At 39.9% G+C, this 22,963-nt stretch carries 20 protein-coding genes and 1 pseudogene; 10 read left to right on the forward strand and 11 right to left on the reverse strand.

Features of this window, described 5'->3' with window-relative positions; translation table 11 throughout:
- Positions 1-63 precede the first annotated feature (63 nt).
- The 3 genes from I8748_RS19250 to I8748_RS19260 all read right to left on the reverse strand — a co-directional run bounded on the left by I8748_RS19250 (position 64) and on the right by I8748_RS19260 (position 2,509).
- Entirely contained in the window at positions 64-951 is an 888-nt protein-coding gene (locus I8748_RS19250; protein ID WP_198126175.1) for a hypothetical protein, read from the reverse strand.
- A 48-nt stretch (positions 952-999) separates the two neighbouring features.
- Positions 1,000-1,509, reverse strand: a complete 510-nt coding sequence (locus tag I8748_RS19255) for a hypothetical protein (protein ID WP_198126176.1) — start codon at positions 1,507-1,509, stop codon at positions 1,000-1,002.
- Between the two features lie 346 nt (positions 1,510-1,855).
- Positions 1,856-2,509, reverse strand: coding sequence for a class I SAM-dependent methyltransferase (locus tag I8748_RS19260; protein WP_198126177.1), 654 nt, complete (start codon positions 2,507-2,509; stop codon positions 1,856-1,858).
- Between the two features lie 137 nt (positions 2,510-2,646).
- Here I8748_RS19260 and I8748_RS19265 point away from each other — a divergent pair, with 137 nt between their 5' ends.
- The 6 genes from I8748_RS19265 (at position 2,647) to I8748_RS19290 (ending at position 11,387) form a co-directional block, all read left to right on the forward strand.
- Positions 2,647-4,263, forward strand: a complete 1,617-nt coding sequence (locus I8748_RS19265; RefSeq protein WP_198126178.1) for an ArnT family glycosyltransferase — start codon at positions 2,647-2,649, stop codon at positions 4,261-4,263.
- Between the two features lie 69 nt (positions 4,264-4,332).
- The gene (locus tag I8748_RS19270; RefSeq protein ID WP_198126179.1) at positions 4,333-4,800 is read left to right on the forward strand and encodes a MarR family winged helix-turn-helix transcriptional regulator; all 468 of its coding nucleotides are present in this window, start codon (positions 4,333-4,335) and stop codon (positions 4,798-4,800) included.
- Positions 4,801-5,155: 355 nt separating this feature from the next.
- Positions 5,156-6,637, forward strand: a complete 1,482-nt coding sequence (locus I8748_RS19275) for an HlyD family secretion protein (RefSeq protein WP_198126180.1) — start codon at positions 5,156-5,158, stop codon at positions 6,635-6,637.
- 231 nt (positions 6,638-6,868) lie between these two features.
- Positions 6,869-8,137 carry an MFS transporter gene (locus tag I8748_RS19280; protein WP_198126181.1) on the forward strand — a complete coding sequence of 423 codons (1,269 nt, stop codon included), beginning with the start codon at positions 6,869-6,871 and terminating at the stop codon, positions 8,135-8,137.
- Positions 8,138-8,494: 357 nt separating this feature from the next.
- The gene (locus I8748_RS19285) at positions 8,495-10,090 is read left to right on the forward strand and encodes a DHA2 family efflux MFS transporter permease subunit (protein WP_198126182.1); all 1,596 of its coding nucleotides are present in this window, start codon (positions 8,495-8,497) and stop codon (positions 10,088-10,090) included.
- Positions 10,091-10,400: 310 nt separating this feature from the next.
- On the forward strand, positions 10,401-11,387 hold the full coding sequence (locus I8748_RS19290; protein ID WP_198126183.1) for a DMT family transporter: 987 nt from the start codon (positions 10,401-10,403) through the stop codon (positions 11,385-11,387).
- A gap of 135 nt (positions 11,388-11,522) precedes the next feature.
- Here I8748_RS19290 and I8748_RS19295 read toward each other — a convergent pair.
- From I8748_RS19295 to acs, 4 genes and pseudogenes are all read right to left on the reverse strand, one after another.
- Positions 11,523-11,729 (reverse strand): annotated as a pseudogene (locus I8748_RS19295) (Uma2 family endonuclease); the annotation flags it as partial.
- A gap of 22 nt (positions 11,730-11,751) precedes the next feature.
- Positions 11,752-12,399: a tetratricopeptide repeat protein gene (locus tag I8748_RS19300; protein ID WP_198126184.1), complete on the reverse strand. Its 648-nt coding sequence runs from the start codon at positions 12,397-12,399 to the stop codon at positions 11,752-11,754.
- 30 nt (positions 12,400-12,429) lie between these two features.
- Entirely contained in the window at positions 12,430-13,260 is an 831-nt protein-coding gene (locus I8748_RS19305; RefSeq protein ID WP_198126185.1) for a tetratricopeptide repeat protein, read from the reverse strand.
- 431 nt (positions 13,261-13,691) lie between these two features.
- Positions 13,692-15,665, reverse strand: a complete 1,974-nt coding sequence (acs, locus tag I8748_RS19310) for an acetate--CoA ligase (RefSeq protein ID WP_198126186.1) — start codon at positions 15,663-15,665, stop codon at positions 13,692-13,694.
- Positions 15,666-16,168: 503 nt separating this feature from the next.
- Between acs and I8748_RS19315 the strand changes: the two genes are divergently transcribed.
- Together I8748_RS19315 and I8748_RS19320 are read left to right on the forward strand one after the other, a co-directional pair.
- Positions 16,169-16,861: a hypothetical protein gene (locus tag I8748_RS19315; RefSeq protein WP_198126196.1), complete on the forward strand. Its 693-nt coding sequence runs from the start codon at positions 16,169-16,171 to the stop codon at positions 16,859-16,861.
- A 69-nt stretch (positions 16,862-16,930) separates the two neighbouring features.
- The gene (locus I8748_RS19320) at positions 16,931-17,371 is read left to right on the forward strand and encodes a hypothetical protein (protein ID WP_198126187.1); all 441 of its coding nucleotides are present in this window, start codon (positions 16,931-16,933) and stop codon (positions 17,369-17,371) included.
- Here I8748_RS19320 and I8748_RS19325 read toward each other — a convergent pair.
- From I8748_RS19325 to I8748_RS19335, 3 genes are all read right to left on the reverse strand, one after another.
- Positions 17,366-18,307, reverse strand: coding sequence for a hypothetical protein (locus tag I8748_RS19325; protein ID WP_198126188.1), 942 nt, complete (start codon positions 18,305-18,307; stop codon positions 17,366-17,368). The two genes, I8748_RS19320 and I8748_RS19325, sit on opposite strands and share 6 nt — an antisense overlap.
- Before the next feature lie 106 nt (positions 18,308-18,413).
- Positions 18,414-18,869, reverse strand: a complete 456-nt coding sequence (locus I8748_RS19330) for a hypothetical protein (protein ID WP_225896474.1) — start codon at positions 18,867-18,869, stop codon at positions 18,414-18,416.
- 448 nt (positions 18,870-19,317) lie between these two features.
- Positions 19,318-19,749 (reverse strand): hypothetical protein, encoded by a 432-nt coding sequence (locus I8748_RS19335; protein ID WP_198126189.1) that lies wholly within the window; start codon positions 19,747-19,749, stop codon positions 19,318-19,320.
- A 1,100-nt stretch (positions 19,750-20,849) separates the two neighbouring features.
- Between I8748_RS19335 and I8748_RS19340 the strand changes: the two genes are divergently transcribed.
- Positions 20,850-21,233, forward strand: coding sequence for a hypothetical protein (locus I8748_RS19340; RefSeq protein ID WP_198126190.1), 384 nt, complete (start codon positions 20,850-20,852; stop codon positions 21,231-21,233).
- Positions 21,234-21,324: 91 nt separating this feature from the next.
- Here the strand turns inward: I8748_RS19340 and I8748_RS19345 are convergent, their stop codons facing one another.
- Positions 21,325-22,458, reverse strand: a complete 1,134-nt coding sequence (locus I8748_RS19345) for an HhoA/HhoB/HtrA family serine endopeptidase (RefSeq protein WP_198126191.1) — start codon at positions 22,456-22,458, stop codon at positions 21,325-21,327.
- Positions 22,459-22,738: 280 nt separating this feature from the next.
- Between I8748_RS19345 and I8748_RS19350 the strand changes: the two genes are divergently transcribed.
- Entirely contained in the window at positions 22,739-22,927 is a 189-nt protein-coding gene (locus I8748_RS19350; RefSeq protein ID WP_198126192.1) for a hypothetical protein, read from the forward strand.
- Positions 22,928-22,963 lie beyond the last annotated feature (36 nt).

A 22,963-nucleotide genomic window follows, 5' to 3' on the forward strand; every position in this document is an offset into this window, starting at 1 on the left:
AGTTTCTGTGGCGCATCACTAGGAATTGGAGGACTAGGGAAGACATGCCCCATGCTCTATGCCCTAAATCTCAGCCACTGCTCGTTCAATCAAGCGACGTGCCAAAGTTTGTGTACCTGTGTGTTCATAGTAATTTGTAGACACATCTAAGAACGCCGCCAAGTAGTCTAATTTGTCATCTGCAATTTCCACAAAATTCTGTAAGTGGTGGACAACTTTTTGTGGCGTTAAACCGTTGGAGGCGACTATTCCACTCATCCAACCTTTAACTGAGTCAAAGCTTTCACCGATGAAGTTGAGTTTACTACCTGCATTACTGCCAGGAATCACATCTTTGATGCCTTGAAAAGTTGAGTTTTGTTCTAACTCTTGTGGGCTGGTTTGGCTCAACCCAGAGATGGCTTTGCTGATAAAATCCGGGCCTAGGGGTATCAAACCATCAACACAAATTAATGCCACCATACGGATGAGTGATTCGCCACTATACTCACCCAAAGATGCAACAAAATCTCCGATGCTGTCTCCAGGAATACCATTAATTTGGCAGAAGGCTACTAATTCAGCGACTAATTTCAATGACAAATCAATGGTTTGGGCTTTGTCAGGTTTGGGAGTGACGGAGTTTAAAAAACCCAACAAAGGTATTTTCTCACCAACTTTGTTAGCCAAAGCTGCTGCACCAAGGATTTTATCTGTGTTATCAACGGTTTGATAGAGCCACAAAGCTGTTTGGTATCCTTGGGAGCGATCATTGTAAAGATAAATCGCTCGTTCGCCAATTTGCTGAATTAAACCGTCGTCGGTTTCGCCAGTGACAGTTTTAATTGTGTTGACAAAGCCAACAGTATTTTGCCATTGTCCAGGAGCAATAAAATCGAGTGCGTTTAATACAGAAATGGTCAAGCCGCTGGTGGGGAGTTGATCAACCAACTCAAAAATCGCTTTACTCACAAAAATCTCCTTATTTAAGTTTTGTTATGTAAATTTCAGCAGTGCAGCCTATTTGAGTTTAGCCAGACCGGCAAGATTAAATTTTTCTATCCAAGCTGCGCGATCGCTTGCTGTAAATGACGGATTGCGGGAAAGCACTTTTACTTGGTATTTACCCACTAAAATTGCTGTTTGGGTATTGCCTACTTCCACTGCTGGATAACCACCAATTTTTTTAGTGCTGTTCGAGAACTTTGCTGCTGCTGTCGGTGTACTGGTGGTGTCAGAAATAGACAGTAAAGCTACATCTTTACCAGCTTTTTTCAACTTTGCTTCTGCAAAACCTTTTTTCTCTTGGGTATAGACGCGTTCATAACCACCGCCAGCAGATGGGAAAAATTTATTAAATTCCCCGCCTTGGGTAGCATTTTTGGCAACCGCTTGACCGCTTTTTTGTTGGGTACTTTCCTTTTGCGCCTGGTCAAAACGTCCGGGTTCTTTTGGAGTACAAGCTGTGGTCAGTAGTAATACTGACAGCAACAAAGCAGCTAAAATTCTACGTCTACGGTAGAAAATCATGTTGAGTCTCTCCATAAGCTTGAGCTTTGAGGCAATTATCGATGCTTGTTTGCGATTTAACCAATAAAATTTACTATTTGATCATTATTAAGGGGAAGGGGAAGGTAGGGGGATGAGGGAGATGAGGGAGATGGGGGAGATGGGGTGATAGTAAGAATTACGACTGACAACTGACAACTAACTCCTAACTTCAAATTCCTAACTCCAAATTCCTAACTTAAGTAGGTCGGTGTTGAAAATTATCGTTATGACAAGGCAGGAGGCAGAGGGCAGAAGGCAGAAGGGAAGAGCTTTTTGGGCAACTTTACCTTCCGTTACATACTTCGGTTTTTTTACGCCGTTCTACTTATACCTCAGCTTTTTTGTAAGCGATGACAGCATAGAATGGATCTCCTCCAGGCGCACCCAACCATTGTAAGAAATTCGGTATTGTGGATTTGTGGGCAATGATTTCTGGGGTGGTAAATCCTGGTACTGAGGCGAAGTAGTTTTTCACTAATTCGACTCTCGTTGGTTCGGAAGCATCCCGCCAAGCTTGAATCGCTTTTTGAAAAAACATGCGGTTAGAAAAGCTGATAATGGCAACGCCACCAGGTTTGAGGATGCGGTAAATTTCCGAAAAAACTGCCTCTGGATATTGTACGTACTGCACTGAAACGCAATTGAGAACAGCATCGAAATCTTCATCGGCAAATGGTAGCTGCGGATTGTCGTTGAGATTTTGCACCACGTAATGATTTAACTGGGGATTCCGTGCTAGTTCTTCAGCGTTGAGTCCGTGTCCCTCAACATGGGCAAACTGCATCTCTTCTGGCAAATGGGAAACCCAACTGCTCATCATATCTAGTATGCGGGTGTTGGGTTGAAGCCGCTCTCTATATAAATCAGTTAGCTGTTGAATAAATCCTTCATCGACATGGGTGACGAAACGAGGATAGGCATAAAATAGCTTGTCGTCTGTATCATCTAATTTTTGACGTTGATTCGGTCTGAGTAGCATAGATTTCTATTTTGGTGAACTTTTTCGCAAAGGTGAGGTAATTTCAGGTATTATTTTGCACAAGAACTTTGTAATATATTTTAATAAAAAAATATATAAACCATCTGACACAGCAGTATTTAATTACTATCAATTCAATGTTGTATAAAATACATTTATTACAGCCTATGTGGCGGCGAATCAGCCAAACGGCAGTGTTTCCTTATATGAGTTTGTTAGTTTTGTTACTTCCATTATTGCTATTCAATTCTGGACAGAATAGCTTGATGGCACATGATGAAGGGCTTTATGCTTGGCGATCGCGTCAGATGTTTGACTCTGGCGACTGGATTGCACCTTGGGGAAATGTTCATCATAAAACGCCTGGCCCTTATTGGTTAATTGCTATTGCCTATGAATTGTTTGGTGTTAGTGAACTGAGTGTGCGGCTTCCTAGCATGATTGCTGGTATTTTGGCTATATTACTAATATATGAAATCGCCAAAATCATCTTAAATCAAAAATTAGCTTGGCTAGCTGCTGCCATTTTAATTGTAGAATTTCTCTGGCTGCAATATTGTCGCTTAGGTACACCTGATGTACCAATGATTTGCTTGGTAATTTTAGCTATTTGGTCTTTACTGAAAGCTGAATTACATCCTAAGTATTGCTATTTTTGGAGTTTGATTGCTGGTTTAAGTTTGGGTTTGGGCTTCTTAGTCAGAAGCTTTATGATTTTTGTCCCAATCATTGCTTTACTACCTTATTTAATTGGTGAACATCGCCGTCATCGTCATCTTGCTAATCCAATTTTGTATTTAGGCTTTGTAGTCGGCTTAATTCCTACTTTGAGTTGGCTATGGTTCAATTGGCTGCGTTACGGAAACGGTAGCTTTGAGGAATTATTTAAGTTTGTTATACAGCAAAATTCCCATCCTCGTTATCCAAGTAGCGTATTTTTCTATGTCTGGAATGTTCCTCTGAAATCGTTTCCTTGGGGATTTTTCAGTTTACTCGGTTTATTTTTAGTATTGCGTCGCCCTATTCCTCGCTATCATTTATTATTAGTGGGTTTTCCAGTTGTATTATTTGTGGAAATTAGTCTTTTCTCGACTCGTTTATCTCACTACAGTCTTTCTTTATTTCCCTTTATTGCCATGCTGGCGGCAATCGGTTTAGACTGGCTAGCAAGAATTTATCAGATAGGATTAACAAAGAAAAATATTCCCCGTAATCTCAGTTACGCTTGTGGTGTATTAGGTATTTTGTTTCTGCTAGCGGGTGTAGTGGCTTTTGCTTGGAATAATGCAGACATCCGCAAGTATGCAATCTTTGGTTGGATTGTCGGGTTGGGTTGGTTAATTTTACCTTTGATCTGGATTGCTCGTTATCGCTTTAATCAAAAGTTTCTCACAGCGCGTTACTGGATGGCTGGCTGGTTAATTCCCTGCTGGCTGGCTTTGGCTGTGGCTGGAAGCTTGGGTTTGTTAAGCGATTATAACCCCCGATATAGAGCTTTTTTTCAACAAAGCGCGATCGCCCCTATTCTCCAAACTCATCCTATCTACTTTGTGCAAGTCGGGGGCAAAAACTCTGTATTGCTCAATTTCTACACTCCTATTCACGGTCAACAGGTAGATACGGTTTCCCAATTGCCAGCTTTTAGCTATGCTTGGATCAATACAAATCAGACCCCTCAAGTCTCTACACCTCATCGCGTTGTTGGTGCTATCCAAAACTACCAACTGATTCAAGTTCTTTCCCAAGATAGATAGACAATAGCTATTGCTAGATAGGTAAATTTAGCTTATAATAAATATTACGTGTACTAAGTAATTAGCCAAATGGTTGTGAAATCCGATTATTCCCCAACTTTAGAGTCGTGGCAGCAAAATTTAGCACCACACAATTTGGGCTACCGAATTAAATTGCTATCACAACTGCTTAGTCGCAAGTTTACTGAAAGGCTAGAACCCTTTGGATTGACCCCCTTTCACTGGTTAGTGTTATGCTGTCTGTGGCAAGAAGACGGTTTACCTACTTCCAGTATTGGCGAAAAACTCCAGCAAGTGGGAGGAACTTTAACAGGCGTACTAGACCGGATGGAAGAACGTGGTTTAGTGCGTCGAGAACGCGATGTACATGATCGCCGCATTTGGCGCATATGGTTAACGGATGCGGGAAAAGAATTAGAATCAGTATTACCCCCCATCGCGGCGGAAGTACGTGAAGAAGCAATGCATGGGATTTCTACTGCTGATCGTGAACTATTTTCCCAAATTTTAAATCGGGCGATCGCTAATTTGTCGTAAAGGGGAATTGGTAATTGGTGAGCCAGCGCGGTCTTGGGGGTTCTCCCCCAATCCCCACTCCCTTTGGTCGTGGGGGCCCCGAGTCCCCCATGAGCGACTGGCGAACCCGAAGGGGAATTGGGAATTGGGAATAGGGAATTGGTGACAGTTATCAGTCATCAGTTATCCTAAAGTTTCCTTAGTGTATTTCTGTAGCCAGTTTTAAGAATCACCCAATAGGGTGAAGTGTTGTTAAGTTTTTTCTGCGAAGATAATACGTATACGAAATATATGATGAATAAACGGAAGTAATCGGATATTACGTACTCTAAATAAACTAATATTAATCAAATTATGGGGCGAGGAGTTAATAAGTATGAGCGCTGATAATAATGGACGCAAACATCAAACGGCAATTTTAGAAAAAGAATTGATTACTGACACAGATACTTTAGAAGCTGCAACTACAGAGACATCTGCAAAGATAGAAGTACCTGAAGCTGATGTAGTTCCCCAGCTAGAAAAAGACAAAGAGATTGCACCGCAGACACCGAAGAAGAAAAAACCCATTGCTTTGATTATGTCAGTATTGGGAGTGGGTGCGATCGCAGCTGGTGGATTTGGCTATCACTATTGGCAGTATGCTTCTACTCATCAGGAAACAGACAACGCCACAGTTACAGGAAACATTCACCAAGTTAGTAGCCGCATTCCGGGAACTGTGGCACGGGTGCTAGTTAATGATAACCAACTAGTACAACCAGGACAGGTTTTAGTAGAATTAGATCCACGGGATTATCAAAGTAAAGTACAACAGGCAAGCGCTGCACTAGAAAATGCCCGTGGCCAGGCGCAAGCAGCACAAGCAAATATTGCCTTATCTTCCGAAACTACAACTGCCAAAACAAATCAGGCCCAAGGAGATGTTAGCGGTGCATTAGCTGCCATTTCCACAGCACAAGCAGCAGTCAAAGAAGCGCAAGCAGGTATCCCAGCAGCACAAGCTGAAGTCAAGTTAGCCCAGGCGGGTATTCCCGCAGCCCAAGCGCAGGTAGCACAAACAAATGCCAACTTAGAGAAAGCCCAGGCAGATTATAATCGTTACACCCAGCTTTATCAACAAGGTGCAATTGCTCGTCAGCAGTTAGAGACAGCCAAGGCAGCTTATGATGTGGCTGTAGCCCAAAAGAATGCCGCTACTCAAGGAGTACAGCAAGCACAAGCCAGGTTAGCCTCCGCCAACGTTGGCGTAGCCAAAGCGCAGTCTGTACTAGCACAGGCGCAAGAAGGAGTAGCCAGCGCCCAAGCTAAGTTAGCAGCATCTAAAGGAGGATTGCAACAAGCTACCGCTGGGGGACAGGATACCACAGTCAAACGCAGCCAGTACGAAGCGGCAAAAGCTGCGATCGCACAGGCAGAAGCATCTCTTAAAGACGCACAATTACAACTATCCTACACTCAGATCACCGCCCCTAGTACCGGACGTGTGGGTAATAAAAACGTGGAAGTTGGCAACCGCATACAAGCAGGAACACCATTGATGGCAATTGTCAATGACCAGAAATGGATAGTTGCTAACTTTAAAGAAACCCAGTTAGAAAACATGAAACCAGGCGAACCAGTAGAAATCAAACTGGATGCGTTTCCTCATCACACCTTTAACGGTCGTGTTGATAGTATTTCGCCAGCTTCCGGTGCTGAATTTGCACTGTTGCCACCAGATAATGCCACAGGTAACTTCACCAAAATTGTACAGCGTATTCCTGTGAAAATAGTTTTCGACCAAAACAGCATTCAAGGATATGAATCTCGCATTACTCCTGGGATGTCTGCGGAAGTAGCAGTAGAAGTCAAGTAATAAGACCTAGCTTGAAAATACTTTGTGTCTTCGTGTCTTTGTGGTTTTTTGATTTTTTACCACAAAGGCACAAAGACACGAAGAATAAAAGCGTTTTAGTTGACAAAATTGGCTTTGCAATCATGAAAAATCTCTGTCTGGCTTGGGACATCTCTCTCCACCTACGGAGAGGGGTTGGAGGTTAAGTTACATGATACTTATGAAAGAATATTGGTATAAACTAAACTTCATATGAAAATACCAGCTATTCCGAAAAAACTAGTACTACCGGCATTAAAGTCAAAAAACTACCGCCTATTTTTTGCTGGACAAGGTATTTCCCTAATTGGGACGTGGATGACACAACTAGCAACAATTTGGCTAGTTTATAGTTTGACAAACTCTGCATTAATGCTTGGTGTTGTGGGATTTACCAGTCAAATTCCTAGCTTTTTTTTAGCACCTTTTGGCGGAGTGTTTGTAGATCGCTTTTCTCGCTATCGTACCTTAATTGTTACACAAATATTAGCAATGATTCAGTCGTTAGCATTGGCGGTACTGGCGCTGACTGGCGTGATTCAAGTGTGGCACATCATAGTTTTAAGTTTATTGCAAGGTTTTATTAATGCTTTAGATGCACCAGCACGGCAAGCATTTGTGCCGGAATTAGTGGAACGTAGAGAAGATTTAGCCAATGCGATCGCTATCAATTCAACGATGATTAACGGTGCGCGATTAATAGGCCCAGCAATTGGGGGTTTACTAATTGCCAGAGTGGGAGTTGCTTATTGTTTTTTAATAGATGGTTTAAGCTATATTGCTGTGATTGCTGGTTTATTGGCAATGACAATTAAACCTTGGAAAACTCCAGTAATTACAGGTAATCCTCTACAACAAGTGCGAGAAGGATTTGTTTATGCTTTTAGCTTTCCACCAATTAGAGCCATTTTATTACTATCAGCTTTAGTCAGTTTAATGGGGTTACAAAATACTATTCTTGTACCCATATTTGCAGAAGATATTCTCAAAGGTGGTGCAGAAACTTTAGGCTTTTTGATGGCAGCGTCAGGGGTGGGAGCTTTATCAGGCGGAATTTATTTAGCTACGCGGCAAACAATATTAGGGATTGGTAAATTGATTGCTTTAGCACCAGCAATATTAGGAATTGGTTTAATTGGCTTTTCTTTATCTCGTTTTATTCCACTTTCTTTATTCACAATGTTATTTGTAGGCTTAGGAACGATTCTCCAAATTGCTTCCAGCAATACATTTTTACAAACGATTGTTGAAGAAGATAAACGGGGACGATTGATGAGTTTATACACAATGTCCTTTTTGGGAATGATACCGTTAGGTAATTTATTAGGTGGTGCATTAGCAAATCATATTGGTGCTGCTAATACATTAATTATTGATGGTATAGCTTGTATTATCGGTTCTATAATTTTTTGCAAGCAGTTACCTGCTTTAAGAAAAATGGTTATTCCTATTTATGAACAAAAGGGAATAATCAAACATTGAGAATAAATTATTATCAATAATACTAATTAAAAAAAATAATTCTACAGATATATAGCAAGATAGTACATATGTATGCACGTACAGCCAATCCATGTGTCGCAAAGATGATTGAAATTGGTATTACTGTATAATATTGTTGCTTGAGATTTTACAAATATTGATAATTGTTGACAAGGGTTAATTAATCCTATAGACCGTTCAGCGATCGCAACCTTTAATGATACATTCCTATCAAAGTAGGAATCCTCGTAGTTTTGCACAAAGAAAGCTTCGTCAGAGGCTTCTTTGTGTATGGTAATAGCTCCAAAATCCCAAATCTTAAATAGTGTATCGTAATCTTGAAGCTGGAGTAATATAATGGCTGATACAGATGCAATTCATCAGCAAGGAAAAAATCCTGCTGTACCACCAGATCGTGTACCGCTAAGAACCTGGATTGGTGTATTAGCTAGTATGCTTGGCGCATTTATGGCGGTACTAGATATTCAAATCACTAATTCTTCACTACAAGATATTCAAGCAAGTTTAGGAGCCACTTTAGAAGAAGGTTCTTGGATTTCTACCGCCTATCTTGTGGCAGAAATCGTCGTTATTCCTTTAACTGGCTGGTTGTCGCGGGTATTTTCTCTGCGACTTTATTTAATAGTTAATACTGGATTATTTATTTTCTTTTCTATATGCTGTGCCTGGGCATGGAATCTCAATTCTATGATTGTCTTTCGTGCTTTGCAAGGCTTTAGTGGAGGGGTTTTAATTCCCGCTGCTATGACAATAGTATTAACAACTTTGCCGCCTGCTAAACAATCAATTGGATTAGCTGCATTTGCTATTAGTGCAGTGTTTGCACCTTCAATTGGCCCGACATTAGGAGGTTGGTTAACAGAAAATTTTAGTTGGCACTACAGCTTTTATATAAATGTATTACCAGGAGCATTGATGCTTTCTGGTGTTTGGTATGGAATTAAACAAGAACGACTCCAAATTAATTTGCTAAAACAAGGCGACTGGTGGGGAATTATTTCAATGGCTATTGGCTTAGGTTCCCTACAAGTGGTTTTAGAAGAAGGTAGCCGTAAAGATTGGTTTGGTTCAGCATTTATTGTGCGATTAAGTGTGGTAGCAGCGATTTTTATCACGCTATTTTTCGTTATAGAATTAACTCGCAAACAACCATTTATTAATTTACGCCTTTTAATTAACCGTAATTTTGGTTTAGCCAGTATTGTGAATATTTCACTAGGAGTAGGATTGTATGGTTCAATTTATATTTTACCGCTTTATCTTGCTCAAATTCAAAAATATAATGCACTGCAAATTGGTGAAGTACTGATTTGGGCTGGCTTGCCACAACTATTTATTATTCCTTTGATTCCCAGAATAATGCAACGCATTGATGTGCGTTTTATGGTGGCAATTGGTGTGACTTTGTTTGCTGTCAGTGCCTTTATGAACTCCAGAATGACTTATGAAACTGGTTTAGATCAATTACGTTGGTCACAACTTGTAAGAGCAATGGGACAACCACTCATTATGGTACCATTGACATCAATTGCTACTGCCGGTTTGAATCCGAAAGAAGCTGGTTCGGCAAGTGGTTTATTTAATATGATGCGGAATATGGGTGGTTCTATCGGAATTGCATCATTAGCGACTTTGTTAACTAATAGAGAGCAATTCCACTCAAATGTTTTAGGTGAAAGAATATCTCTATTTAACCCAGACACTCAACAGCGAATTGACCAAATGACACAATATTTTGTTAGTCGTGGTGCAGATTTGAGTACAGCTCAAAACCAAGCCATCAAAGCTATCGATAATGTTGTACGCCGAGAAGCTTTTGTCATGGCTTTTAACGATTGTTTCTACTTTATTGGTCTTGCTTTATTACTCAGTGGTATCGCTATATTATTTTTCAAAAAAATAAAACCCACTGGTGGCGCTGTTGCTCATTAGAGAATATTTATCGATATCAATCCCATACCCAACGCCCTTTTTACCTTTGATTGAGGTACGCAATTATTGACCGTTGCTGATGAAAAGCAGAGAATGGTTTATGATCTTGTTGTGGTGAACACAGGCGTACTAAATATGGTAGGTAATTACAGCATAACTTTGTGAATATATTTTATGTGTTGGACAGAACTAGAAGCATTTTCAGAAAATGTGATAATGTACTACAAGAAAAGTGTAGCGATCGCGCGTTTTCGAGAGGATGTTTGCTAGTGGGTGACAATATCAAGGCTGGGAAAGCACAAGCGAAATCATGAATATTTTTAATCAAACGATCATGGCGCTTGCTTTGTTATTTGTAGGTATAAGTGCCATATCTTTTGGCTCTATCTTCATGAGATTAAGCGAAGCTGAACTCAGTCCCCATGCTACTGTATTTAATCGCCTTTGGCTTGGGAGTGTGGTATTCTGGCTATGGCATGGATACAAAACGATACGTCAGCAATTTTCCTCTGACGAGCCTGTAGAAAAGCAGGTCTACACCCGTCAGGATATATTCTTATTACTAAGTGCTGGTATTTTTTGGGCTTCGACTTTAGTGAGTTTAGCTTGGTCACTGACTCAAACGAGTGTAGCTATTACCAGTGTCTTGCATAATCTTGCCCCCATATTTACTAGCTTAGGAGCTTGGCTGTTATTTCGTCAGGGTTTTGACCGCCAATTTCTCGTAGGGATGGTCATTGCCATTGGAGGAGCGATCGCAATTGAAATTCAGGAATTGCAGGTCGCTCATGGTAAAGTCCAAGGAGGCATAGCTGCGATCATTTCAGCGGTTTTCTTAGCTGCATATTTGTTGATAGTAGAAAAATTGCGGACTAAATTCAGTCCTACCACAATTCAGTTATGGATTTGTGCGATCGCTGCTTTAGTTATCTTACCCATACTTGTGTATACACAAGATCAGATTTTCCCTTCTTCAATAAATAGTTGGCTTTTCGTCATTTCCCTGGCCTTGGTCTGTCAAGTTTTAGGTCATGGAATTTTGACATATAGTCTTGCCAGATTTTCATCTGTGGTTGTCTCTTTGGTGCATTTACTAGAACCAGTATTTAGTGGTATTTTCGCACTGATCATATTTTCAGAAAGATTAAGTTTATCGAATTGCTTGGGTATCACTGGAGTTTTAATCGGTTTATATTTAGCCGGATCTAACCAAGCTGAGATTAATTATCCGCTCAAAGAATCATTCAAAAATATTGTGAACAATTTTGTTGTCAAATTCACATTTATCAGTAAATAGTTTGATTATTCGGCGTTGCTGAATCAGAATATGAAATTACAAAATTACACTTCTTTTTCTTTGTAACTTTGCGCCTTTGCGACTTTGCGTGAGGTAAATTCATATTTTAAATCAGCAACGCCGCTTAAAATTATCCTAATCCAACATTTCTAAGTCAATTCCCAAAGCATTAAGTTGTTCATCAGAAAGCGAGAGTCTTCGACACGGCTTCGCCGAACGCAATTTCTCTACAATTCTCTCTCGCTTCTGTCGTTCAACATCAGCCCTTTGTTGTTCAATCACAGCACGTTCCTCACCTGTGAGTAATAGATTTCCTGTTGCATCCCACCACCGCAACCAAGGTTGAAATTCAAGAATGTAATTCTTATGAAAGACTAGGATCATCTAAAGTTTTTATCTGCCGTAAAATCTGTTCGACTTGGTAAGCTTTTTCATTTCTACTTTCTGCTTTGAAGATATTTAAAGCTTTTTCTAAAGTAGCTTTCGCTTCATCTCGTTTATTTGTTTGCCACAATGCTTGTCCCAAATTAGTGAGTGCATCGCCATAATTGGGATTAATTTCTAAGGCTTTGCGGTATTCAGTAATAGCTTCTTGCCAACGGTCTTGACTGGCGTAAACAACACCGATCGCATTATAAGCTAGAGCATATTTTGGTCTGAGGCGAATGGCTTCTTGGTAAGCATTAATTGCTGCTTCTGGTTGGTTTTGCCGAAACAGCACATTTCCTAACTGAAAGTGGCCAAAAGCGTCTTCTGGGAACTTTTTAATGAATTTGCGGAGATTTTCTTCTGCACCTTTGAAGTCTCTTTGATTGTATAGTGCATTCACTTGTTGCAAAAGCTGCGATCGCTCTGGTGAATCTGTACCGGAAAACTGTGCTAGTTTGTATTCTTGGCTTTTGAAAGTTTCCTGATAGCTGAATTTGTGAACATAATTTTCTGGTGAAAGTACGCTAACTTTTACAGGATACGTTAATACCAGTGCCAGTAGATAGGATGTTGTAATACTCATAAAATCTAGTTTTTGTCTCTTTTGAAATGTTTAATTATTTCTACTGTGCTTTACTTGCTCTAAAAGCTGATCTATGCTTTTAATTTTGTCATTATCATCTTGTTCTTTAAAGACATTTCTAGCTTTTTCTAGAGCAGCGATCGCTTCTGAGGATTTCCCTTGATGCCATAGTGCCTCTCCTAAATTTTTCAGAGCATCACCATATTTAGGATTAATATTCAGTGCTTTCTGGTACTCATTAATTGCCTCATCCCAGTTATCTTGGCTAGCGCGAATCATTCCTATAGCATTATGAGCAACCGCGTAATCAGAATTCAGGCGAATAGCTTCTTGGTATTCATCAATTGCAGCTTCTGGTTTGGCTTCACGGTATAAGGTGTTGCCTAGCTGATAATGTATATATGCATCTTTAGGATACATTTTAACCAGCTTGCGGAATTTATCCTCTGCTAGTGGATAGTTTCCTGAATTGTAAAAGGAATTTGCTTCTTGAATTAGTTGTGTTCGCTCATCTGGCTGTGTTTGCTGTTTTTGTGGTGGTTGCGGCTGCGGAATTGGTCTTGTGCAATTCAGTTTTTTATGCCTACGTGCCTGACGTTCTAAACAATTAAAATAACTTTGTTGTTCAGAATATCTCAAAGGTGAGCTAGATAGAGGATATTCCGGTGCTGGTCTTTTGCAATGAATTTCTTGGTTATTTCTTGACTGACGTTCTAAACATCTTATATATCTACGTTCATCCTTTTGGTCAAAACTTTGAGCATTTACCAAAGGTGAGATGCTACTTCCAATTAAAATGCTCAGCGAAACCCAGGTAAGAGGTTGAACAAATACTGATTTTTGTTGCTTCTTCAGCTTCATTGTCCTCATCGCCTCAATGACGTTTTGATTTTGATCATAAATTAAGGGTGCGTTAATCAATGCATAACACACGACTATAACTGTTTGGGCACAAACACTATGTCAAACTAATAGGACTTAGGCAACTGGCACAATAAATAAACGTGAGTTCGACGGATATAAAAAACCCCGCTTCCATTCCTCTCCCCCATAGGGAGAGAGGCTTTGAAACCCTAATTTTTTCGTTGAAAACGCGGAATATTTCTGCCCCTCTCCGCGTCGGAGAGGGGTTGGGGAGAGGTTCATCGAACTCACGTTAAATAAAGGTTAGGGTTGTCAACAGTCCACAGTCAATGGTCAACAGCTAAAACTTCTAAACTATTGACTATTGACAGCCTCAACTAAAAATTTATGACACTTGCCCAAGTCCTGACTAAGTTATGTTGAATTGTTTATGCACCCTCACGTAACTTATCTAACACACTCCGATCTTCTAAAGTCGAAGTATCACCAGATACCTCTTGTCCTGCTGCTAGATTTCGCAACAATCGCCGCATGATTTTACCCGATCGCGTTTTCGGTAAAGCATCGGTAAAACGAATTTCTCCCGGTCTGGCGATCGCACCAATTTCTTTGACAACGTGCTGCTTGAGTTCTTTACTCAATTCCTCACTTCCCTGATAACTGCCTTCCAAGGTCACAAAAGCTACAACTTCTTCGCCTTTGAGTTCATCAGGTTTACCCACCACCGCCGCTTCTGCCACCGCTGGATGCGAAACTAAGGCTGATTCTACTTCCATTGTACCGAGTCTATGACCTGACACATTCAACACATCATCTACTCGACCCATTACCCAGAAGTAACCATCTTCATCTCGTCTTGCACCATCACCAGCAAAGTAAGTATATTTACCATCTTGGGGAGGAATGTGTTCCCAGTAGGTGCGGCGAAATCTTTCTGGATCGCCGTAGACTGTCCGCATCATTCCCGGCCAAGGATGACGCACTGCTAAATAACCGCCTGCGTTGTTGGGTACGCTGTTGCCTTCTAAATCTACGATATCTGCAATAATTCCTGGGAACGGCAGAGTTGCCGAACCGGGTTTAGTGGAAATTGCCCCTGGTAGCGGCGTAATCATGATACCGCCGGTTTCTGTTTGCCACCAAGTATCCACAATTGGGCAACGTTCGCCGCCGATGACTTTGTGATACCACATCCAAGCTTCTGGGTTAATCGGTTCGCCGACGGTTCCCAATAAACGCAAGGATGATAAATTACGGGCATTGGGATGCTGTTCACCCATGCGAATAAATGCGCGAATTGCTGTAGGTGCAGTATAAAAAATATTCACGCCGTATTTTTCAATCACATCCCAGAAACACCCAGGATTAGAACCACGGGGCGCACCTTCATACATCAAGGTTGTGGCACCGTTGGACAGAGGGCCGTAGACAATATAGCTATGCCCAGTAATCCAACCAACATCTGCGGTACACCAATATACATCAGTGTCTTGCAAGTCGAAGATCCATTTGGTGGTCATGTGGGTATACAAGTTATAACCAGCCGTTGTATGGACAACACCCTTCGGTTTCCCGGTACTGCCAGAGGTGTAGAGAATAAACAGCATGTCTTCGCTGTCCATGGGTTCGGCGGGACAATCGGCTGAGGCAGCTTTTTGCAAATCATGCCACCAATGATCGCGCCCTCCCAACTGCATATAAGTTTCTTGTCCGGTGCGCTTGACAACTAAGACATTTTGTACACTGGGAACCGCACCATCAGCTAAGGCTTTGTCTACCTGTTCTTTGAGGGGCACGATCGCATCTTTGCGCCAACCACCATCAGCAGTAATTACTAGTTTAGCTTGGGCATCGATCAAGCGATCGCGCAAAGCTTCGGCACTGAAACCACCAAATACCACACTGTGAGGTGCGCCAATTCTGGCACAGGCTAACATGGCAATGGCAGCTTCGGGTATCATAGGCATATAAATACCGACGCGATCGCCTTTTTGGATTCCCAGTTGCTTCAGCACATTGGCGAATTGACAAACCTCGCGGTGTAGTTGAGCATAGGTGAGAGTCCGCGAGTCTCCTGGTTCTCCTTCCCAAATTAGTGCCGCTTTATTTTTGCGCCAGGTGGTGAGGTGTCTGTCAAGACAGTTGTAGGAAATATTAATCTTACCGCCCACAAACCACTTAGCAAAAGGCGGTTGCCAGTCTAGGATGGTGTCCCATTTTTGGAACCAGTGCAACTCCTTTTCGGCTAATTCCGCCCAAAATTGCTCAGGATTGGCTTTGGCTTGGTCATAAAGATGCTGATAGTCTTGTAAACTCTTGATATGAGCGTTTTGGGAAAAGTCAGCAGCGGGATGAAATAGGCGTTTCTCTTGCAGGATTGATTCTATAGTTGGTTGAGACATGGTTATGATAGCGATCGCTATTGTTACTGAAAAGTATTATGAGCAAAGTTGTGACAGATGGTATTTAGCTTTTCATTAAGCAAGGCGGAAATTGCTAAGTTAATCAGTTTACACCAACCAAAAGCAACACACCCTGACGGTCATTGTCATAAATTTCTAGTTGAGGCTGTCAAGAGTCAATAGTCCATTGTCCATAGTCAATAGTTTAGAATTTTTAGCTGTTGACCGTTGACAGTTGACTATGGACTGTTGACAATCCTAACCTTTATTTAGTGTGCTAGTTGCGTAAGTCCTAATTTAGAGTAGCGCTTACAATATAATTAAAAATTATGCAATATAATCTGAATTAAGCTAGTCAAGAGTGCAATTACCAAATCAGAGGGTGCCTGTTAACCGAGGAATCATAGAAAACCTAACACTAACATTTTTCTTAACACAGATATTAGCTAGTTAAATTAGGTATAAATTGAAAACAGCGTTAGTTTGTGAAAGTAGGGCATAGTTTGCAAGCAAAAGAGATTAAGGATCAGCTAAAGTCCCTTATCGAGCAAGCCTCCTCGATAGATCCTAATTTAGCGCGGAGATTAGACGAAATTAATCGTTGGGTCAAGAATATCAAGCCTGGTTCCTTGACTGCTAAACCATTTGTGCTTGCCTTCCTCCTAGAGGTGATTACTGACTCTACAATTTGGCTGGCTATTAAATCCCTACCTTGCCAAGAAGAACAAAAAGCCAAGTTCGAGCAAATGACGCCTAATGAGAGGTATTGGTATGGTTATCTTTTTCCTAAGTGGATCAATGCAACTGACTCCAAGTTTTATATTTGGAAACAAAAATTAATGGCAGGAGAGTTTAATCAGGTTGATGATGATATTATTAAATCTATAGCTCAAGATATTGTCAGTCGTGAAGGTAGTTTTTGGCAGCGTTATATCGCCGACCTTTCCATGGCAACAGATTTAATTGTTAGTAATCGCCAAGCAAAACCACTATGCATTCAAGTTACCAGTGTATCTGAAGAATTTAATCACCAAAAGTATCATTATTGGAAAACGACACTGCACTTGTGGGAAATAGAGAGAGGATTGTTTGTCAGCTATAGTCCTCACGACGCTAATTTTATTAATCAATTAGTCAATGTTGCTTTGTATAACAGTGATTATCTAGCTGGAGGCAAGTATTTGAAATTTTCGTGATACTTTCAGGGATTTGTTATTCAAGATTTGTGTTCTAGCTTACATACTTACTTGCTTGTCACAGCTTTTATGGCTAATCAAAGAGAAACTCACAGTTACGAAAATCAAGTGGATAGATTTACTGAAGCTTTAGCAACAGCCCGAAAAATGCAGCAAGACTGGCTGACTTATGGGCTAAATTTTATCCATCTTTACGTTGAAGATGTGGATGGAGATTGGCTTGAAACCTGGGGAAATGATGAGATAATAGGTAATTCCGTATTAGATAGTATCAAAGAATTTCTAGTAAGTGATGATCATGTAGCTGTGAGGATACGGCAGCTTTTAGGAGAACGTTCCCTTTTTGATTTAGCGGTGAACATAGAAGCATCCTGGAGAATTTCCCAAGCAGATAATAGGTTATCTGCTATGAGAAATTTGTTAGCGAGTGATTTTAGTAGTGAAATAGATGATAATGGTTTATTAGATTTAGCAGAAAGTTTATTAGCCAAGCTTTCTGAGATTTTATGAACCTTTTATTTTAGCAGTTGGCTGGAAGAACAACAGACGCGCCCCATCAGCTTCTAGCTGCTGTTGCTGGGTGTAGGCACGATAAACTAAAGATTCATTTCCTAAATGCCAGTAATTAGGTGTCCCACCTAACAGTCGCCCTATGGCTATCTCAAATTTTTGAAAACCGCTAGCCATATCACTTAAATCCTGCAATGCATAAGACCAAGCTCGAAATAATTTTTTCCCTCCTTTTTCGTCAAATAGCTGATTGCTATTCTCCCTAAACCTTACCTTCCACTGTTCTAACTCATCAGATGTCATTGAAGAGAAATAACGTTTGGCATAACTATCTAAAAACTCCTCTTGCCAACTATTAAATCTTCTGTTTTGTTCTTCTTGTAGTTTTTGTTCTGCTGTTTGCATCTGCTGTGGAACCTTTAATAGGAAAAACCGCTGAGGTTTTGTTGAGTACATCCGCTTAAGATGCTCTAATGACAGGATACGATCTACTAAGTTAATCTCCTCTTCAAAAAATTTATTTTCTTCTGAGTTATCCCTATCAACTGAACCAGAAATGAAGACGCTACCTTTAGCATCTGTTTCCATAAGAATACTAACTTCTTCGCTGCAACCTATATAGAAAGCATCAGTACCAAGCTGCATTGCTAGTTGGGATAATCGAGGGCGGTTAGCATCTCTAGTCCTACGGCATAGTAATTCCTGCGGCAATATTTTGACAATCGTCCACCCAAGTGAACCAACAAAAAGTCCAATTACCCACAATTCATTACACAATAGCCAGGGCCTGCGGCGCAATTCTTCAATCTCTACAGAAAGTGTTGGTAAAGAAACACGACGACTGCCTTCTTGCTCAAAAATATGGATGCAAGCCTGTTCTATTAGGTCTAAGTTATCACAATAGATATAGTAAGTAAAATTGGAATACCTATCCAATATCAGTTGCCTATAGTGAAATGAATAAATTTATTAATTTAAGAGTGATGTTTTTATAGACAATGTTTTTAGCTATAAGTTTTTAATTTACCAGTAGCGTAATTCTCTATCTGACTTGCGTAGGAGTTATCCTGACATGTCGTCTATAAACAAACCAGGTTAACCCGCCTTCATTCTGCTGAGTGCTGCACCCATCGGGTACATCCCGGAATGTCACTTCCCAATAATCATTTGGGTCTTCAATATTACCAAAGTAGCGGCTATTGCGATCGTCTTCTCTCACTTGTGACTCATTGACTGGTCGTCTATAAGACGAGATCACAAAGCGATCGCCCCGTCTAGCATAACACCTTTGATTAGCGTCTCTGATCTCAGGCGATTGTTGAAACCAATTTATTTGGCGCTTGAAATAAGTACCTCTAGGAGCCAAAACTTCTAAATCATCCCTCAAATTAGTTTGGGAAGAGGCGGTGTCAGAATTCACCACACCCAACACGCCATACACCAAACCCAGACACACAAGTAATCTTGTTGCATATAACTGAGTGCTACCAATACTCATATCTGATTTCCTTAGTGTTTAGTATGACATTTTGCCGTAATTTCACTATTATTGCATGAATATTGGTACTAATTCAATACGTTAATATCTCCGTAATTTAAAGTTTTATAAACTGCAAACTATTGTTAAACTGCAAGCATTTCATGCTAAGCGAAAGTATCAAATAGCTAATGACAATTTTTGTCCAATGACCAATACCTAAGATTCGCTCAAACCTCAGTTATAAATACTATTTATTTTTGAAAATGCACCATATTCTACAGGCAATTCATGAATTACCTATACATGAATCAGCTAATGTGCTTCAAAATTGCTTTCTTATCTGGTTAAAACCGTCATTAGTCCTTTGTCTTTGTTATGTCATAAATATAAAAAATTAAAAGCAACTAACTAGCTTTTGATTCTTTGTTACTTACTTCTCTAGTTGCCATATCTATAAGTAAACAATCTAATAGTATCCACCACTAGGAAACAATAGAAGATCTATGATTTCACCCACTATTAAACCCGATGCTGCTAGGCTAGTTAAAATCCAAAATGTCTCTAGCCTCTTGAAACCAGTAAAACGCATCTCTAAATCAGCTAAACATGTAGTCGCTACTGGTATGAGAAAGAGACTCAACAATAGTGACCAACTTGCTATCAAAGCAATTGATGCACTTACAACTAAGATGACAACTAAAGTTTTAGAACTGAAAACAAGCAATTGCTGCAACCAAGACACACTCTTACGAACTACAGCTATAGCTACAACAGCTACAAAAGCTCCTACTAACCAAATAATCTCATGAGCTGCAAGATACCATCCCAGAAGACCATAAGTCAACCAGAGCAATAGTAGAGACGTTACAGGAATCCTGTTAAATAATTCCAGATTCATGTTTTTAAGAATTGTAAAAATAGTGAAATTATGTAGAAGGCAGAAGGCAGAAGGGAAAAGCCTGTCACTCAGCAAGTTTTAGTGGTTAGCATTTTACATTTAATTATATCCACCTACTTAATACCATAATTCTAGATAAAAAAGGTTAACTTAAGATTAGGTAAGCCAGTAATTTCAGTAAGGAATAGGTAATAGGACAATGCTGTAGCAGATTTTGCTCTTGTTATTTGCTAAACAGGCTGCTTTGAGAAAAGATTTTACCTGTTGATTTCAGCCCGTAGAGTTGGATTTACTTTGGGAGATTGTGACTCAGCTATTGGTACTGATTGCTAAAAAATTAACACAATCTCCACCATATTGCTGTCATACAAAGAAGAATTATCTTTTGTAAAAAATTAGTCATTAATTATTGTTAAGAAATAAATATTTTTAGTAAAAATTTCTTTTTTATAAAGGATATAACTTAGCTAACTTCATTATATCCAACCTGCCAAAACGATGAAAATAATAGAATTAATCAGCACCAACCAATAAATATAAACAAAGCACTCTCCTACCTAACTTAATCAGCGTCTAATATAAAAAAAATGAAATTTAACACCAATATCAACAAATTTCAAGATAGGTAAACTGTGACATTATGACTGTATAATATAACAAAAATTACTCTATTTCTAACTAAGCTTTTTAATCTATTCCTTTAGATATACAAGACCTAATAGCAAGCAAAACTATTGACAGAGATAGGAAAAACTTTATTTTGTTAAACATATAATTGGAGCATTGATAATACTCTATTTTCAACAAGCTACTGAGATATTGTATTACTTCAGTTTACTAATGATGTAAACTTTAAAACTTTGCCAAAAATATAATGACAAAGATAAAACAGTAATCAACTATCCTCAGTATGAAAGATTTTATATCTCTAGTAGCATTATCTTTTCTCATCCTAGACAACGGCAAGTAAGTAGGTGGACATAATTAAATGTAAGATAACAACCAAAAAAACCTTTCATCACAAGGCTTTTACCTCAATCACAAATTATCTTGGTATTAAAAATCAGCTTGATAAAGATACATAGCCAAGGATAAATCATATGTCTATGAAGATAATACTGCAAAAAAAATTAGCAGCCGATGGCAATTTTCATCAGATAACTCGGAGCGAAGTTAAACAAGAGCAAGGACAAATTAATAGTTTAAATCTTCCCGATATATTCGTATCTTTGACTCCTATTGGCTTGCTTGTGAGTTGGATAATTTTTTTTCTAATTTTGGGAAAGGTGAGGACAGCTTTAGATAATAAGATAGTTTTGAAAATTAATACTTTACACAAAGTACCTTGTAAAAACTGTAAATTTTATTCAAACAACAATTATCTCAAGTGTGCCGTACAACCTTCTATAGTTATGACTGAAGAAGCTCAAGATTGCTCGGAATACTCACCTATAAAGGGTAAATTTCCTCCTAAAAATCTTTGAAAAGACTGATAACGAGGGCTGATAGCGTTTTATTTGAATATTGATACAAATAGGCAGAACCAGGGGAGCAACGTTTTGACTGTTTTGTTCCTCAACTAGGCTGTTTTCGTGGTAAAGCCTCTGGTCTGACTACGATCGCCTGTCTGTTGCCGTTACGATTGATAGTAACTTGCAGGCGATCGCCAATTTTGACGGCTTCTACTTGTTGTTGTACTTGCTGTGTATCTTTAATAGCAACACCGTTGATACTTTCAATAATGTCACCCGGACGCAAACCTGCACGAGCCGCAGGTGAGTTGCGGGCAATTCCCACAACGATCACGCCTGTATCCTGGTTAACTTTTAAACCAATATTGCTCTGATTGATTGTGGCTCGCAACTCTGGATTCAACTGAGCCATTTGCACCCCGATGTAAGGATGATCTACTCGTCCTTTGGCTACCAATTGGGCCGCAATCCGTTGAGCAGTATTGATCGGAATGGCGAAACCCAATCCTTGCGCTCCCCGAATCACGGCCGTATTCATACCAATCACTTCGCTTTCTGAGTTCAGCAAAGGGCCACCAGAGTTCCCCGGATTAATCGCTGCATCGGTTTGGATAAAGTCAACTCGCTCTGTAGGCACACCAAGATCTGCAATGGAACGCTGAGTAGCGCTGACAACTCCTTGAGTAACAGTATTATCGAGTCCTAGGGGATTGCCAATGGCGATCGCCCACTGTCCTGGTAATAGATTATCTGAGTTGCCTATCTTGACTGTTGGTAGTCCTGTAGCTTTAATTCTAACCACAGCAACATCAGTAACAGGGTCACTACCTACCACAGTGCCCTGAAAACGGCGGCCATCTTTCAATATCACTGTGACATTATCCGCTTCTGCCACCACATGAGCATTAGTTAAAATTAATCCATTAGCATTAGTAATAAAACCGGAACCAATACCGCGTTCTACTCGTTCTGTAGTGGGCAACTGCCCACCGAAAAAACGTCCTAAAACAGAGTCTTCAGGAGATACTGCAACAGTGCGAGACGAGTCGATTCGCACTACTGCCGGGCCTGTCTGCTGTACAACTTTAGTTACATAATTGACATCAGGATTTACACCTGTTGGTGGTACTAAATTGGGTACAGCCAGTTTTTGAGCATTCGTGCTATCTCTAGTGGAGATGCATCCAGTCACTAACAAGGCTAGATAAAGGGTAGGTTGTTGAAAAAGTCTTTTCATCTGACAAACAGCGATCGCCTTTGTGAGAAACTCTTACAAGATGTTCTTGTAATCATAGAGCTATTTTGCAGTTTAGGTCGGGACTGCGATCGCTGCACCTATCCTGAGTCTGTCTTCTCTATGATTTCTATAAGCAATCTCCAAATATGAAAGATGAAGGATTTCTTTTTGCGGTAGTGTCATCCTCTGCGTGAAATAAATTATCCCGCATTCTATGCAACGCTGAAAAGACGAAGAATTTACTACTCAATGGCAGACAGGATGTGAAGCAATTAGAACCATGACCCAAAATTACGGTCATGTATCTGTCTGGGATAGTGAGCTATTAGCAAGGTTTCTGAAGGATGCAGGATTTATAAATATTAAAGAAGTCTCCTTTATGGAAGGAACAGATGAGTTACTACTTAAAGATAAAAAGGATAGAAAGTGGGAAAGTTTGTATATGGAAGCTCAAAAACCTAGATATTAGCTGTTTTTTTATTTCGAGAAAATTAACTATGCAATT

The sequence above is a fragment of the Amazonocrinis nigriterrae CENA67 genome (genome assembly GCF_016056305.1).
In the GTDB taxonomy this organism is placed as follows: domain Bacteria; phylum Cyanobacteriota; class Cyanobacteriia; order Cyanobacteriales; family Nostocaceae; genus Amazonocrinis; species Amazonocrinis nigriterrae.